Genomic DNA, 15,171 nt, shown 5'->3' on the forward strand with positions numbered 1-15,171 from the left:
TTCTGATGCTGGCGCGGGCGGCGAGAACGCCGCCCCTACATTTTTTGGATTACCAGATGGTGAAACCGCCATCGATCATCAGATCAGCGCCGGTGATCATGTCACTGCCATTGCTGGCGAAAAACAGCACGGCGGCGGCGATCTCATCGGTATAAGCAAAACGCCCGAGCGGAATTAATTTTTTCATCGCTTCCCCTTTTTCGCCGCGCCAGGCTTTTTCACCCATCGGTGTCAGCACCACGGTCGGTGACAGGGTATTAACGTTGATTTTGTGGGGAGCGAACTCTTTCGCCATCACTTTGGTCATGCCCAGTAGCCCGGCTTTCGCGGCGGTGTAGGCCACATGGTTATCGAGGGCGATTGACGCTGCCTGCGAAGCGATATTGATAATCTTGCCGCCCTGACCGGCAGCAATCATCTGTTTTGCCGCCGCCTGCGAGCAGAGGAACGGGCCGGTCAGATTGACGGCAATCTGTTTTTGCCACTCGGTAAACTCCGTCTCCATCACCGGCTGGAGCATCACGTAGCCCGCGCAGTTAAGCAGAATATCCAGATGCCCGTAGTGGGCAACTACCTGCTGAAACGCGCTCTCCACTGACGCCGGGTCGGTGACGTCGCAGGAGACAAACTGTACGCGTGCGGCATCAAACTGCGCGGCGATCTCCGCCACTTTCTCCTGCTCAAAGGCCGGATAGAGCAGTGCGAGGCTGGCGCCCTTTGCCAGCAACATCTGATTACTGGCCATCGCAATCCCGCCAAGACCGCCCGTCACCACCGCAACTTTACCGCTCAGATTAAGGTTGATATCTACGCCGTAACGCAGATTGACATCGTATTCACTACTCATCGTCCGGCTCTCCTTACGAAACGGCCCTGTTAACGAAACGGTGTTATTGGTTTTCGAATAAAAATATACGCTATCGTTTGTTAATGGTTTGTGGCGCAGATCATAGTTCAAATAAAAACCAGCAAACCACATAAGTGACTGATTTATTTATTATGTGATAATCTTTAATCTTGACCATATGGACAAATAGCGGTGAAAACTGTGGAAAATCAATTGCATTTCATCCATAACACTTTCGAACGAAAGTGATGATTTCACGGGTGCCATCTCGCTTTCATTCACCAGCAGCGTTAATATTTGCTGCAGAGACAGCGATTGAGCCGAGCCTGAGCGCGACAATCAGGAAAAGGGAGTGTTTCGATTGAAAAGCAAAAGTGAACAGCTGGCTGATATGCAGCAGCGCCGCGATAAGATTCTCGAGATGATCCGGGAGGACGGTACCGTCACGGTAAAAATGCTGACTGAGGCTTTTAACCTGACCGAGGCCACCATCCGCACCGATCTGCGTAAGTTGCAGCAACAGGGGCATGTGCAGCGCTATCATGGTGGTGCCACATTGATGACCGGCAGGCAGAATACCGGCGCACTGCTGCTGGAACGCCAGACGCATCTGGAGGCAAAAGATGCCATCGGCCGACTGGCGGCGAAACATATTGAGAATGGCGATACAGTGATTTTCGATTCCGGCACTACCACCACCGCAATCGCCAATCATATGAGCCATATTCGAAAGTTGTCGGTTATCACTACCGCAGTGAATATCGCGCTGAAGCTGGGCGGCGAGCCGGGGATCAATATCCTGCTAACCGGCGGTACCTTTAAATTCCCCACGCTCTCCACCTCGGGTGAAAAAGCCGCCGGATTTTTTGACAATGTGCTGGCCGGCAAACTGTTTCTTGCCACCGCCTGTATCTCACCGCGCCTCGGGCTGAGCTTTCCCAGTGAAACCGATATCAAAGTGAAAACCGCGATGATGAAATCGGCCAGCACCGTCTATGTGGTGGCCGATTCGAGTAAAATCGATAAGGTATCGATGTTTGCCCTGCCCTGTGACTGGAGCGATATCCACTATCTGATCACCGACAGCGGCATCTCTCAGCTGTCGATTAATGCGTTTGAAGCGCTGGGGGTCAAAGTACTGGTGGCGGAATAAGCGGGCCGGTACAGCGTCACGACGTCGCCGATGATCAGCAAACTCGGAGACTGCGGCTGCTGTTCTGCCACACAGCGGGCAAGTTCCGCTAAGCGAGTAATCATGACCCGCTGATCGCGCCGGGTGCCGCGTTCAATAATCGCCACCGGGGTTTGCGCATCGCGGCCGTGGGCAATCAGCTGCTGGCTTAATGCTTCGCACCAGGTCAGTCCCATATAAAATACCAGTGTCTGACGCGGATCCTGCAAACTCTGCCAGTCAGGCTGCGGTTTGCCATCGCGGCCATGGCCGGTTATAAAGCGTACCGACTGCGCCATTGCCCGGTGCGTTAACGGAATGCCGCAGGCCGCGGCACAGCCTGTCGCCGCGGTGATCCCCGGCACCACATGACAGGGAATGCCTGCCTGCTGCGCCCAGCTCATCTCTTCGCCGCCGCGCCCAAAAATAAAGGGATCACCACCTTTTAGCCGGATCACCTGCTGACCGGTACGCGCTAAATCCACCAGCAGCTGATTAATTTGCGACTGCTTCATGCCATGAAAGCCAGGGGTTTTGCCGACATCAATGCACAGGGCATCCGCAGGCGCCAGCGCCAGGATTTCCGCACTGACCAGCCGATCGTACACCAGCACCTGCGCCTGCTCGATCAGCCTGAGTGCTTTTACCGTCAGCAGATCGACATCGCCGGGTCCGGCACCCACCAGCCACACCGCGCCAGGTTCTGCTCCGTGCATTGCACCGCGCAGTAATTTATCCAGAGAAGAGAGCGCCACTGTCATTGGATACCTCGTTAACCCGCTTGCGAAACCGCACAACGGGCAATTAACTGTTTTAATTCAGGAATACAGGAGCCGCAGTTCGTGCCGCATCCTAATGTTTTGCCCAGCGCCGCCGCACTGCTGCACCCACCGGCAATTGCCGCGATAATTTGTTGTTCGCCGATGCCAAAGCAGCTGCAGATGGTTTTGCCATTGCCTGCGCTATCGGCGGCCCGCCCCGCCAGTAATGCATGGCGTTCGGCAGCGGTGGTCGTCGGCTGACGAAATGCCTGCGCCACCAGTGCGCTGTCAATTTGTGGACGCAAACCATCGGCATAAAATGCCACCACCAGCACGCCGTCGCGCCAGCCCAGCAGCCGATAACAAGCGCCTTCACCCTGCGCATACTGGAGTGTCAGGCCACTGAGCTCGCACTGCTGCGCCAGCCAGCGCTGCGGATCGCCGTCAGCCGCCAGCTGATATTGCGTTACCGCCTCGTGCGGGATCCGCGCCCACCAGCCGGTGGCGTTAATAGTGACATTGTCACGTACAAATAACATCCCCTGCCAGTCACTGTGCCAGCGACGCAGACGTACTGGCGTCTGCTTACTCTCCGGCTGACCGGAGTGCGGGTCGAGATGCGCCGCCACCAGCCGGTCGACATTGCCTTCGGCGGCGAACTGCCGCGTCCAGTGCATCGGTACAAACAGCGTGCCGCGCTGCTGCGCATCAGTAAGCCAGGCGCGCACAACTATCCAGCCGCTGGCCGACTGCACCCGCACTAAATCGCCTTCGCTTATCTGATGTTGCTGCGCATCCTGCGGATGCAGATCGGCAAAAGGCTCACTCCGGTGCTGCATCAGACGCGGCACGTTGCCGGTGCGCGTCATGGTGTGCCACTGATCGCGAATACGTCCGCTGTTCATCAGCAGCGGCCAGGCGTCACTGACCTGCGCGGCGGGAAGGCGTGGTGTGATAGCCAGCAGCCGTGCTTTACCGTCGGCATGAAAAAAGCGCCGGTCGCTAAACAGCCGGGCACAGCCCTGCGGATGCTGCGTGTTGACCGGCCACTGGATCGGTTGCAGCGCGTCCCATCCGGCGTCAGTCAGGGTCGCCAGCCCGCTGATATCAAAGGCTCGCGCGCCCTGATTCTCAAAACCGGACAGCGCCGCATGTTCACGGAAAATCTCCGCCGGATGTTGCCAGGCAAAAGCCGCGCCAAATCCCATACGCCGCGCGACACCGGCAATGATCCACCAATCAGGCTGCGCCTCACCCGCCGCCGCGACAAAGCCGCGCTGGCGTGAAATGCGGCGCTCCGAATTAGTGACGGTGCCATTTTTCTCGCCCCAGCCCTGCGCGGGCAGCAGAATATCGGCAAAAGCGGTAGTATCGGTATGCTGACTGACATCAGACACGATCACCAGTTCACAGCGCGCCAGCGCCTGCGCCACGCGATGACCATCCGGCAACGATACCGCCGGATTGGTGCCCATAATCCATACTGCTTTAACCTCGCCGCGCTCAATAGCCTGAAACAACTCCACCGCTTTCAGTCCCGGTTGCTGCGCCACACGGTCGCTGTGCCAGAAACGTCGCAGGCGATCGATATCCTGTGGCGCAAACTCCATATGCGCCGCCAGCTGATTTGCCAGACCGCCCACTTCGCGCCCACCCATCGCATTGGGCTGCCCGGTGAGCGAAAATGGCCCGCTACCCGCACGGCCCAGTTTGCCGCTGAGCAGATGCGCATTGATAATCGCGTTGCACTTATCGCTGCCGCTGCCCGACTGATTGATGCCCATGCAATACAACGTCAGCGCCTGCGGACAGGAGGTAAACAGCTGATAAAAGGCTTCGACCTGCGCCAGCTCCAGCTGGCAGAACGCAGCCACCGCCTCGCCGGGCCACTCCGCCGCGGCCGTCAGCGCCGCTTCCACGCCCGAAAGATGCGCCAGCATACTACGATCAATACCCTGATGCTGCGCCAGCCAGTGCAGTAAGCCCGCAAACAGCGCGCCATCGCTGCCGGGACGCAGCGGCAGATGCAGATCGGCGAGGTCGCAGCTGGCGGTGCGGCGCGGATCGATCACCACCACCTGCATCGCCGGGCGCTGCTTTTTCGCTGCCACCAGCCGCTGATACGCCACCGGATGCGCCCAGGCGGTGTTGGATCCCACCAGCACAATCAGATCGCTATGGCTGAAATCGTCATAACAGCAGGGAACCGCATCAGCGCCAAAGGCGCGTTTATAGCCCACCACCGCCGACGCCATACAGAGCCGGGAATTGGTATCGATATTGCCGCTGCCAATAAAACCCTTCATCAGCTTATTTGCCGCGTAGTAATCCTCAGTCAGCAGCTGGCCGGAGGCATAAAATGCCACCGCCTGCGGCCCGTGTTGCGCAATAACCTGCTGCAACCCCTGCGCCACCCGATCCAGCGCCCGATCCCAGCTGACACGCTGGCCGTTAAGCTGCGGCCACAGTAAACGCCCCTGATGACCGAGGGTTTCCCCCAGCGCCGCGCCCTTGACGCACAGACGACCATAATTGGCCGGATGGCGGCTGTCGCCGCTGACCTGCACCTTTCCGTCGGGCTGAGCACTCAGCGTAACGCCGCAGCCCACCCCACAGTACGGGCAGGTGCTGTTCATATCGCCACCGCCATCGCCGTTTCCGCCACCACCAGCGGCGTATTCGCCACCAGTACAACGCCATTTTCCAGTTTCACCGGCCAGCAGCGCAGCTGCAACGCCGGATTATCAATACTCTGACCATCACGCAGGCGGAAGCGCTGCTTGTACAGCGGCGAGATCACCATCGCTTCACCACCGCTGTCACCGAGAATGCCACGCGATATCACGCTGGCCTGCGTACCTGGCTCAATATCATCCAGCGCAAAAACCTGCTCGCCAAAACGGAACAGAGCGATGCGCAGGCTGCCAAGCCGCGCGCCAATCCCGGCCTGCACCGGAATATCCTGCAGCTGACACAAGGCACTCCACGGCTCTGCCGGCAGTTCGGTCAGCGGGATCGGGGATCGGGTTGCCGGACGGATCTGCCCGCGCGACTGTTCCCGGCGCACTGTCTCATCGGCATCCTGACTATTGACGGTCGGACGGAACAGCGCCAGACGGTCCGGCGTCGCCAGCGTGGTCTGCCATTCGCACTGATAAGCCGCCACCACCCGCTGCATCTCCTGTTCCAGCTCGCTACCGATACCTAAGCTGTCCTCAATCACCACCGCGCGCAGATAGTCGAGACCGCCTTCCAGATTATCCATCCACACGCTGGTGCGTTGCAGACGATCGGCGGTACGCACATAAAACATGAGCAGCCGATCGACATAACGCAGCAGGGTCTGATCGTCGAGATCGCTGGCAAACAGATCGGCATGGCGTGGCTTCATGCCGCCATTGCCGCAGACATACAGATTCCAGCCCTTATCGGTGGCAATCACGCCGATATCTTTGCTCTGCGCTTCGGCGCACTCGCGGGTGCAGCCGGATACCGCCATTTTGATTTTGTGCGGCGCACGCAGTCCTTTGTAACGATTCTCCAGCGCAATAGCGAAGCCGGTAGAGTCCTGCACACCGTAGCGACACCAGGTCGATCCGACGCAGGATTTCACCGTGCGTAGCGATTTGCCGTAGGCATGGCCAGTTTCAAAACCGGCCTCGACCAGCTGCTGCCAGATCTCTGGCAACTGGTCGAGGCGCGCGCCAAACAGATCAATACGCTGGCCGCCGGTGATTTTGCTGTAGAGGTTATAGCGCTGTGCAATCTGGCCAATGGCGATCAGTCCCTGCGGGGTGACCTCTCCGGCAGGCATGCGCGGCACCACTGAATACGTGCCATCTTTCTGAATATTGGCAAAGTAGCGGTCATTAGTGTCCTGCAACGGCAGATGCTGCGGCTTCAGCAGATACTCATTCCAGCAGGAAGCCAGCAACGACCCCACCAGTGGCTTGCATACTTCGCAGCCGTGACCACGCCCGTGCTGCGTCAGTAGCTGATCGAAACTTTTAATTTGATTAACGCGGATCAAATGGTGCAGCTCCTGACGCGACCAGGCAAAGTGTTCACAGACATCTTTCTTCACTTCCACGCCGAGATCCGCCAGCTGGAACTCCATCACCTGTTTCACCAGCGCCGCACAGCCGCCGCAGCCGGTAGCGGCTTTGGTGCAGTTTTTAATCGCCGCCATATCGCCCGCGCCATTACGCACCGCGCCACAAATATCGCTTTTACTGACGTTATGACACGAGCAGATCTGCGCGCTGTCGGGCAGCGCCGCCACGCCCAGCGCTTTTACCGGCGCACCGCTGGTTTGCGGCAGGATCAAGGTTTCCGGCGCGGCTGGCAGCGCCATATCATTCAGCATCATCTGCAATAAGGTGCTGTATTCACTGCTGTCGCCCACCAGCACGCCGCCAAGCAGCTTTTTACCGTCGGCGGATACCACAATTTTTTTGTAGATTTCCTGTGGCCCGTTGGTCCAGTGATAGCTCTGACAGCCCGGCGTGCGTCCATGCGCATCACCAAGTGAAGCCACTTCCACCCCCAGCAGTTTGAGTTTGGTGCTCATATCGGCGCCGGTAAACGCCGCGGCTTCGCCAGCCAGCGTCGCCGCCAGCACCCGCGCCATCTGGTAACCCGGCGCCACCAGGCCAAAGATCTGCCCGTTCCACAGCGCGCATTCGCCAATGGCGTAAATGGCCGCATCCGAGGTGGCGCAGGTATCATGGATCGCAATGCCGCCACGCGGGCCGAGGTTGAGACCGGCGTCACGCGCCAGCTGGTCACGCGGTCGGATCCCGGCAGAAAACAGCACCAGATCGCTGGTCAGGGTTTCGCCATCGGCGAAGTTCAGCGTCATGCTGCCGTCAGCATGCTCAGTGATTTCGCGCGTCTCTTTAGCGGTATGGACACGCACGCCGAGGGCTTCAATTTTACGCCGCAGCATCTGTGCGCCGCCGTCATCCAGCTGCACCGCCATCAGCCGTGGCGCGAACTCCACCACATGGGTTTCCAGTCCCAGCTGTTGCAGCGCATTGGCCGCTTCCAGCCCTAACAGACCGCCGCCAATCACCACGCCGCGCGTCGCCTGTTTCGCCCGCGCGGCAATCGCATCCAGATCGTCCAGGGTCCGGTAGACAAAGCAGTTGGCTGATTGACCACCCGGGATCGGCGGCACAAACGGCCAGGATCCGGTCGCCAGCACCAGTTTGTCCCACGCCATCTCATGGCCGCTGGCATCGCGAATGCATTTTCGCTGGCGGTCAATCGCTACCACTTCGCAGTGGCTGCGCAGCTCAATGCCGTTCAGTTCGAAGAAGTTTTCACTGACCAGCGACAAATCCGCATGGCTGCTGCCGGCGAAATAGTCGGAGAGATGGACACGATCGTAAGCCTGATGGCGCTCTTCGCCGTACACCACCACCTGATAGTGATGGTGCAACTCGCGCTGCACCAGCTGTTCAAGAAAATGATGACCGACCATCCCGTGGCCAATCACAACTAATACCGGTTTGCTCATCACATTGTTCCCTGCAGCCAATGGCTGCCTGTAGTTATCTTCAGCATCAAAAAGCGCGGCAGATGACACTGCCTCAGCGCGTTGTAATTTTTTCATCAGCGATGCCGCCTGGCTGATATCGCCATACAGCAGCACACCGCTTAACTTGCCGTCGCGCAGCAGCAGACGGCGATAGTGCGAACTGAGCGGGTCAAAACTGATTAACGAACGGCTGTGCGGATCGTCACGGATATCCCCGGCGCTAAACACGTCGATGCCGGTGACCTTCAGCCGGATGGCGTTCTCTTCCGGCTGAAAGTCCGCCAGCGGCTCTGCGGCCAGCTGATGGGCGAGGATCTGCGCCTGACGCAGACAGGGAGCCAGCAGGCCAAAGGTTTCGCCGTCAATTTCACAACATTCGCCTAACGCATAGACACCCTGCTGGCGGGTTTGCAGCTGACCATTAACCTGAATACCGCGACCACAAACCAGCCCTGCCGCTTTTGCCAGCGCCAGTTCCGGCTTTACACCAGTAGCAATCACCACCCGCTCAGCAGGCAGCTGCTGCCCACCGGATAAAGTGACACTGTCACTATGAATCACACTGATCTGCTGATTTAGCCAGCAGGCGATACCACGCTGTTGCAGCGAATCCTGCAGCATTGCCGCGGCCTGTTGGTCCAGCTGGCGATCCAGCAGCCACGGTTGACGGTGCACCAGTGCCACCGCGCGGCCGCGCAGACGCAGCGCCGCCGCCGCTTCAATACCCAGCACGCCGCCGCCCAGCACCACCACCGGCCCGTTACTGCTTAGCATCTGCTCGACATCCGCCAGCCGACGAAAGCCGCTGACATGTGGCGCATCAATACCGGCAACCGGCGGCATCACCGGCAGCGAACCGGTGGCAAACACCAGCCGATCCCAGCTGAGCTGGCGCTTATCGGTCGCCAGCTGGCGGCGGGCAATCTCCACCTTTAGCACGGTTTCACCGCTCAGCAGGGTGACGCCGTGATCGGCATACCACTGCGGGATATGCAGCAGCGTATCGGCAAACGGCTTTTCACCGCTTAACACCGGCGACAACATAATGCGGTTGTAGTTACCCAGCGCCTCGCGGCCAATCACCGTGATGCGATAGCGCTGCGGCGCCAGCTGCAACAGGGTTTCCACCATGCGCATCCCGGCCATGCCGTTGCCAATCACCAGCAGATGTTCGACCATTGCCCGCTCCTTATGCCGCGCTGACCTGCTTCTCATAGAGGAAATGCAGTACCTGCTGGCGCAAATGGTGATAATGCGGCTCTTCCGCCAGTGCCACCCGCGAACGTGGTCGCGTCAGGTCGACGCTGAGGATCTCACCCACCGTCGCCGCCGGGCCGTTAGTCATCATCAGCACGCGATCGGAAAGCAGCACTGCCTCGTCGACGTCATGGGTAATCAGCACAATGGTGGTATTTAATTTCTGCTGGATGCGCATCACTGCATCCTGTAAGTGCGCGCGCGTCAGCGCATCGAGGGCGCCAAAGGGTTCATCCATCAGCAGCACCCGTGGCTTCATCGCCAGCGCACGGGCAATACCAACACGCTGCTTCATACCGCCGGAGATTTCGCCGGGGCGTTTATTCCGCGCATGCGCCATCTGCACCAGCTCCAGGTTGTGCTCGATCCACTCGCGCATCTCCGCTTTACTCATCGTGGCGCGAAACACCTGATTTACCGCCAGCGCCACGTTGTCCCAGGTGGTCAGCCACGGCAGCAGCGAGTGATTCTGAAATACCACCGCGCGTTCCGGGCCAGGGCCGTCGATTTCGCGGTTATCACACAGCAGCACGCCGGATGTGGGTTGGGTTAAACCGGCAATTAAATTCAGCAGCGTTGATTTGCCGCAGCCGGAGTGACCAATCAGACTGACGGTTTCGCCTTCGCTGATATTGAAGCTGACGTTATCCAGCGCGAGAAACTCACCGCTATCGGTGTCAAAGCGCTGGCTGACGTTCTGTACCTGAATTATTGGATTCACGGTATTCCCCTTATTTTTCCCAGCTAAAACGACGAGCCAGCAGCATCAGCGCCTGCTCCAGCAACAGTCCCACCACCCCGATAATCACAATGGCGATCAGGATGTTTTCCACATTCAGGTTGTTCCACTCGTTCCAGATCCAGAAACCAATCCCCAGCCCGCCGGTCAGCATCTCGGCGGCGACAATCACCAGCCAGGCAATGCCAATCGACAGGCGCACGCCGGTCAGCACCGCAGGCAGCACAGCCGGAAACAGAATTTTACGCATCACCGTCCACTCGGAGAGCTTCAGCACGCGCGCCACGTTGAGATAATCCTGTGGAATACGCATCACCCCTTCTGCGGTATTGATAATCATTGGCCAGATCGAGCAGATAAAAATCGTCCAGCTGGAGGCTGGTTCAGCGCGCTGAAACAGCAACAGGCCGATCGGCAGCCACGCCAGCGGACTGACCGGACGCAGTAAGGCAATAATCGGATTGAGCATGCGCGCCAGAAAGGTGAAGCGACCAATCATAAAGCCAGCCGGAATGCCCACCAGCGCCGCCAGGCCAAAGCCAATCGCCACACGTTGCAGTGACGCCAGCACATTCCAGCCGATGCCCTGATCGTTAGGACCTGCGTTATAGAACGGATCGGCAAACAGCGTCAGCGCCGCCTGCCAGGTGCTGTACGGCGTCGGGAAACCGCTGCTGTACAGCGCGGCGATTTGCCACACCGCCAGCAGCAGCAGCAGACCGCAGCAAGGCGGGATCACCCGCTGCATTAACGGCCGCAGCCAGTTACGCCGCAATTTGCCCCCCGTTTTTGCCGGCGGTTTTAGTGCAATCACCTCGGCACGGGTTGCCGCACTGTCAGCATTCAGCACTACCACGCGCGCTTCACTTTTCATCTCTGTTCTCCTCAACGTTTAATCGCGAAACTGGCGGCATACTGCGCCGGATTACTGCCGTCCCAGACTTTGCCGTCCAGCAAAGTGCTGCTGCGCATCTCGCTGGCCGGTAAAGCCACATTCCCTACCGCGCTGACCGCCTGGCGGTAGATATCGATGCGGTTAACCTGTTTTGCCACCGCAAGGTAGTCGGGATCCTGTTTCAGCAATCCCCAGCGTTTTTGCTGAGTCAGGAACCACATGCCGTCGGAGAGATAAGGGAAGCTCACCGCGCCATCATGGAAGAAGCGCATCGCATGCTGATCCTGCCAGCGCTGGCCGAGGCCGTTTTCATACTCGCCCAGCATGCGACCTTCGATAGTCTCTGGTCTGGTATTGAGATACGCGCGACCGGCAATAACCTGGGCGGTTTCACGGCGATTGTCATCGGAAGCATCGATCCAGCGCGCGGCTTCCAGCACTGCGGCGGTCAGCGCGCGGGCGGTGTTGGGATTTTCCTGCACCCAGGCGGCGCGGGTGCCCAGCACTTTCTCCGGATGATCCGGCCAGATCTGCTGAGTGGTAGCGGCGGTAAACCCGATGTTTTCGCTGATGGCGCGCTGATTCCACGGCTCACCGACGCAGTAGCCGCTCATATTGCCGATCTTCATATTCATCACCATCTGCGGCGGCGGAACCACCACGGTGCGCACATCATCGAAAGGATTGATCCCGGCATTGGCCAGCCAATAGTAAAGCCACATCGCATGGGTACTGGTGGGAAAGGTATGGGCGAAGGTGTAAGTGCCTGGCGGTTTAGCTGCCACCGCCTGTTTAAGGCTGGCGCCATCGGTGACTTTCATCTCTTTCAGCTGATTCGACAGGGTGATCGCCTGGCCGTTGTTGTTCAGCGTCATCAGGTTCGCCATCGCATGCTGCGGCCCGGCGACGCCCAGATGCAGGCCGTACAACATGCCATACAGCACATGGGCGGCATCCAGCTCGCCGGAGGTGAGTTTGTCACGCACCGCCGCCCAGCTCGCCTCTTTACTCGGCAAAATGCGGATGCCGTACTGTTTATCGAAGCCTTTTATCGCCGCCATAATCACCGGCGCGCAGTCGGTAAGCGGAATAAAGCCGACGTTTACTTCTGTTTTCTCCGGCGCATCCGATCCGGCGGCCCAGACGCTGTTCATCAATCCCGGCAACAGATAACCGCCGCCAAGTATGGCGCTGCCGGCAAGAAATCGACGTCGGGAGAGTGGAAAACGCTCTTTGCTCATCATTGGCTTCCTGAAAAAAAGAAATAAAAAAAGGCGTCCTCCGACATGCTCGAAAGCATGCGGCAGGACGCCTTTATCCAAAGCACTCGTTTCACCGCCATTGGCGAAGCAAATGCATTATTTGTAATTGAAGTGTTGCAAGCGGTGTGCCAGCTTTGCTGACAGGTAATAAAGTTGCATTTTACAGGCGCTTATCGCTTTCAGCAGCGACCGCTACGCGACCGCAGTATCAGCGAACGCACTATCCTGAGGCATAACACGCACATTCATTGTGCATTTAATTATTTTGATCTTCCGTCAAAGGCCGATGCCACAGATAGCATCGCGTTAGCGATATCTACCACGCGTTTATTTTGATTCATCGCCATTTTGCGCAGCGTTTGCCAGGCCTGCTCCTCGCTGTAACCGTGAAGATTCATCAGCAACAGTTTCACCTGATCGATCTGTTTCCGATCATTCATCGAGGCGCGCATGGTTGCCAGTTCATCAGCCTGCGCCTGCAACCGTTGCGACTGCTGCTGAATCAGGGTTAATACCGATCGCCCCAGCTGCGGCGCAACGCCCTCCGCATCAAGCGCCACGCTCTGGCCGCCGGTCCAGTCGGCGCCAGCGACATACAGGCTGTAACCCTGCTCGCTGTTGATCGCCTGCAAATGGCTGCTCAGATCGCTGATTTCATCCGCCTGTTCCGCACGGCGGATGGTGTCACGGCAGCACTGCATCAGGGTGGTTTCCAGCCGGTCTTCCACCACCTTCATGCTGTCCAGCCGTTTACTCAGCAGCTGAAACCAGCGCGAAACCCCCGCCTCACCGGTCTGGCTGCTCATGCAGGCAACCCGGCGCAGACGCTCCACTTCCGGTTCCGCTTCGGCTATTTCGCGCCACAGTTGCAGGCTGCCTGCATCGGCAAACTGACTGAAGGTGCTGAAACAGCGCTCCTGCGCTTCGATCAGCGCCACAATATGTTTGCTCTGTTCGGCGCTAAATGCGCCGACGGCAAAGCCGGCGGAACCGGTGGCGCGTTCCTGGCCCGCCAGTTCTTTACCCTGCATAAAACTGAACATGGCGATCAGCGCGCGTGACACCTGCGCATCGCTGGCGGTATCGGCAGCCTCAAATACCAGGTTCAGCAGCTGACGGATAATCTGGTTAAAGCGTTCCATCGCCAGCGCATGACTGAGGGTACGATCGCGCACCTGCTGACGCAGCGGCTCCAGTTCACTCAGTCCGTGCAGCGCTGCCGCGATACGCGCATAAAGACGACTGTTGCCTGCCAGCGGACTGTTCTGCGGACGCGGCAGCAACTGGATCATGCTGGCTAATTCGCGGCTGACATCGCGTTCGCGCTGCGGCAGCTCAGCGCCAAACAGTTTGCCAGTGGAACAGAGCCAGATATTGGAGGCGCCCCTTTCGCGTTGCAGCACATGGATCAGCTGACTGAGCTGACCAATCAGCTGGCCGGTATGCAGCAGATTACGCAGGCTGGCGATTTCACTTTGCCGTGATGCCAGCAAAAAATTGAGAGCTGAAGGCGTGGCTGCCGTCATGGAGGTCGCTCCGTAAGACGCAAATTATTACCAGATCAAGCAAGAGTCGTGCCGCTTATTCCGGCCACAGCATAAAAGAGTGGGTGCAGACCAGTGTCGGGTGGATGGTTGAATCTGCTGCTGCAGGCGCGTGGCAATTCCGTGTCAGTGAAGTGGCAGATATCGCCGGTCATTGCCGTCTGTAATCTCTGAATTATTTTACTTTTTTACCGAGCGGCAACAGCGCTGCCGCCCGCATAACACATCAGATTTGCTAATAAGATAAGTTTCAGTGCCACTTTTGCGCTTCGATGGCGGCATTCTTTGCCCTGTCCGTCAAATCCCTAAGCATAAATTCGTTTAATCTAAGCTACGCACTGTCGGCTCTCAGCCGCACGGACACGCAACCGGGCGGCGAGCAATTAACATGATAATCATTTGCATGCAATGGTTTTAAATCTCAAAAGTGTCAGGTAGACTGACCGCACTTTATGTTTATGTAAAACTAAGCAATTTTCCGGGCAGGCGCGCCACATAAATTGGTCAAAATTTAACCTTAATTTGCGCATTTATGCGCCAGACTGTCTGAAATTGTCCAGACTCCCTGATGATATTCACGAGGATCACTGTGAAAATTCGTATCGCGTTGACACTAATTGCTGTGCTTACCGTGGCCGGATGTAAGGCTCCCCCGCCACCTTTGACCGATGATACGCTGGTGACCAGTGAGGTAGCGGGCGTCAAACTGACCCACCGTTATGCCGTCCAGCCGCCGCAGGAATTTACCGCGGTCAACGAAAACTGGCGCGCACTCTATAATGCTTCTGTCATGACCACGCCGGATTACAGCGGTAAAATTGTGCGTTATCTGGATAACGGCAAATCATTTACCGTATTAGGTGAAGTTGAAAACCACTGGCTGGCTATTGCTGAGGAAGATCAGGAGCAGTTAATTGGCTATGTACCGCTGAAAGCGGGCGTTAAAAGCGAACGTTATGACGCGACGCTGCGTAACGATCGGCCACGCCCGCGTAAATCGGCAAAACAGCAAGTGTGTGTGGATGTCGGCGGCGCCAGCAAAGCCTGCAAAAATAAAGACACCGCAACCTGGATTCTTGAATGATCCATGCGGCTTCGCAAGGCGCAGTGACGCGCCTTACTGCTTGAATAACACGTGAAATCGCCTGATGGA

10 protein-coding genes are annotated in these 15,171 nt (G+C 57.9%); 2 read left to right on the top strand and 8 right to left on the bottom strand.

Translation table 11 applies throughout. The features are described from left to right. Positions 1-49: 49 nt before the first annotated feature. Positions 50-847 (bottom strand): GolD/DthD family dehydrogenase, encoded by a 798-nt coding sequence (locus N5923_RS20965; RefSeq protein WP_267144143.1) that lies wholly within the window; start codon positions 845-847, stop codon positions 50-52. A 361-nt stretch (positions 848-1,208) separates the two neighbouring features. On the opposite strand from N5923_RS20965, the gene N5923_RS20970 reads away from it, so the two are divergent. After that, positions 1,209-2,000, top strand: coding sequence for a DeoR/GlpR family DNA-binding transcription regulator (locus N5923_RS20970; protein ID WP_267144221.1), 792 nt, complete (start codon positions 1,209-1,211; stop codon positions 1,998-2,000). Here the strand turns inward: N5923_RS20970 and cobA are convergent. From cobA to N5923_RS21005, 7 genes are all read right to left on the bottom strand, one after another. Beyond that, the gene (gene cobA / locus N5923_RS20975) at positions 1,943-2,779 is read right to left on the bottom strand and encodes a uroporphyrinogen-III C-methyltransferase (RefSeq protein WP_267144142.1); all 837 of its coding nucleotides are present in this window, start codon (positions 2,777-2,779) and stop codon (positions 1,943-1,945) included. The genes N5923_RS20970 and cobA overlap by 58 nt on opposite strands. An 11-nt stretch (positions 2,780-2,790) precedes the next feature. Beyond that, a complete protein-coding gene (locus N5923_RS20980) occupies positions 2,791-5,415 on the bottom strand; it encodes a nitrate reductase (RefSeq protein WP_267144141.1) in 2,625 nt (874 codons plus the stop codon). Next, entirely contained in the window at positions 5,412-9,500 is a 4,089-nt protein-coding gene (gene nirB / locus N5923_RS20985; RefSeq protein WP_267144140.1) for a nitrite reductase large subunit NirB, read from the bottom strand. Before nirB ends, N5923_RS20980 begins: the two co-directional genes overlap by 4 nt. 10 nt (positions 9,501-9,510) lie before the next feature. Then, positions 9,511-10,299, bottom strand: a complete 789-nt coding sequence (locus tag N5923_RS20990) for an ABC transporter ATP-binding protein (RefSeq protein WP_267144139.1) — start codon at positions 10,297-10,299, stop codon at positions 9,511-9,513. 10 nt (positions 10,300-10,309) lie between these two features. Beyond that, on the bottom strand, positions 10,310-11,191 hold the full coding sequence (ntrB, locus tag N5923_RS20995) for a nitrate ABC transporter permease (protein WP_267144138.1): 882 nt from the start codon (positions 11,189-11,191) through the stop codon (positions 10,310-10,312). Positions 11,192-11,202: 11 nt separating this feature from the next. Further along, positions 11,203-12,453, bottom strand: a complete 1,251-nt coding sequence (locus N5923_RS21000) for a CmpA/NrtA family ABC transporter substrate-binding protein (protein ID WP_267144220.1) — start codon at positions 12,451-12,453, stop codon at positions 11,203-11,205. Between the two features lie 281 nt (positions 12,454-12,734). Further along, positions 12,735-14,000, bottom strand: coding sequence for a nitrate- and nitrite sensing domain-containing protein (locus tag N5923_RS21005; protein WP_267144137.1), 1,266 nt, complete (start codon positions 13,998-14,000; stop codon positions 12,735-12,737). Between the two features lie 586 nt (positions 14,001-14,586). On the opposite strand from N5923_RS21005, the gene N5923_RS21010 reads away from it, so the two are divergent. Beyond that, the gene (locus tag N5923_RS21010; protein WP_407704509.1) at positions 14,587-15,102 is read left to right on the top strand and encodes an SH3 domain-containing protein; all 516 of its coding nucleotides are present in this window, start codon (positions 14,587-14,589) and stop codon (positions 15,100-15,102) included. The last annotated feature ends 69 nt before the right edge of the window (positions 15,103-15,171 follow it).

This window comes from Winslowiella arboricola, from assembly GCF_025527015.1.
Taxonomy (GTDB): domain Bacteria; phylum Pseudomonadota; class Gammaproteobacteria; order Enterobacterales; family Enterobacteriaceae; genus Erwinia; species Erwinia arboricola.

Excerpts from the sequence above, each read along its gene's own strand:
- ntrB (WP_267144138.1), bottom strand. The coding sequence starts at position 11,191 with ATGAAAAGTGAAGCGCGCGTGGTAGTGCTGAATGCTGACAGTGCGGCA.
- N5923_RS21010 (WP_407704509.1), top strand. The coding sequence starts at position 14,587 with ATGATATTCACGAGGATCACTGTGAAAATTCGTATCGCGTTGACACTA.
- cobA (WP_267144142.1), bottom strand. The coding sequence starts at position 2,779 with ATGACAGTGGCGCTCTCTTCTCTGGATAAATTACTGCGCGGTGCAATG.
- N5923_RS21005 (WP_267144137.1), bottom strand. The coding sequence starts at position 14,000 with ATGACGGCAGCCACGCCTTCAGCTCTCAATTTTTTGCTGGCATCACGG.
- N5923_RS21000 (WP_267144220.1), bottom strand. The coding sequence starts at position 12,453 with ATGAGCAAAGAGCGTTTTCCACTCTCCCGACGTCGATTTCTTGCCGGC.
- N5923_RS20980 (WP_267144141.1), bottom strand. The coding sequence starts at position 5,415 with ATGAACAGCACCTGCCCGTACTGTGGGGTGGGCTGCGGCGTTACGCTG.
- nirB (WP_267144140.1), bottom strand. The coding sequence starts at position 9,500 with ATGGTCGAACATCTGCTGGTGATTGGCAACGGCATGGCCGGGATGCGC.
- N5923_RS20965 (WP_267144143.1), bottom strand. The coding sequence starts at position 847 with ATGAGTAGTGAATACGATGTCAATCTGCGTTACGGCGTAGATATCAAC.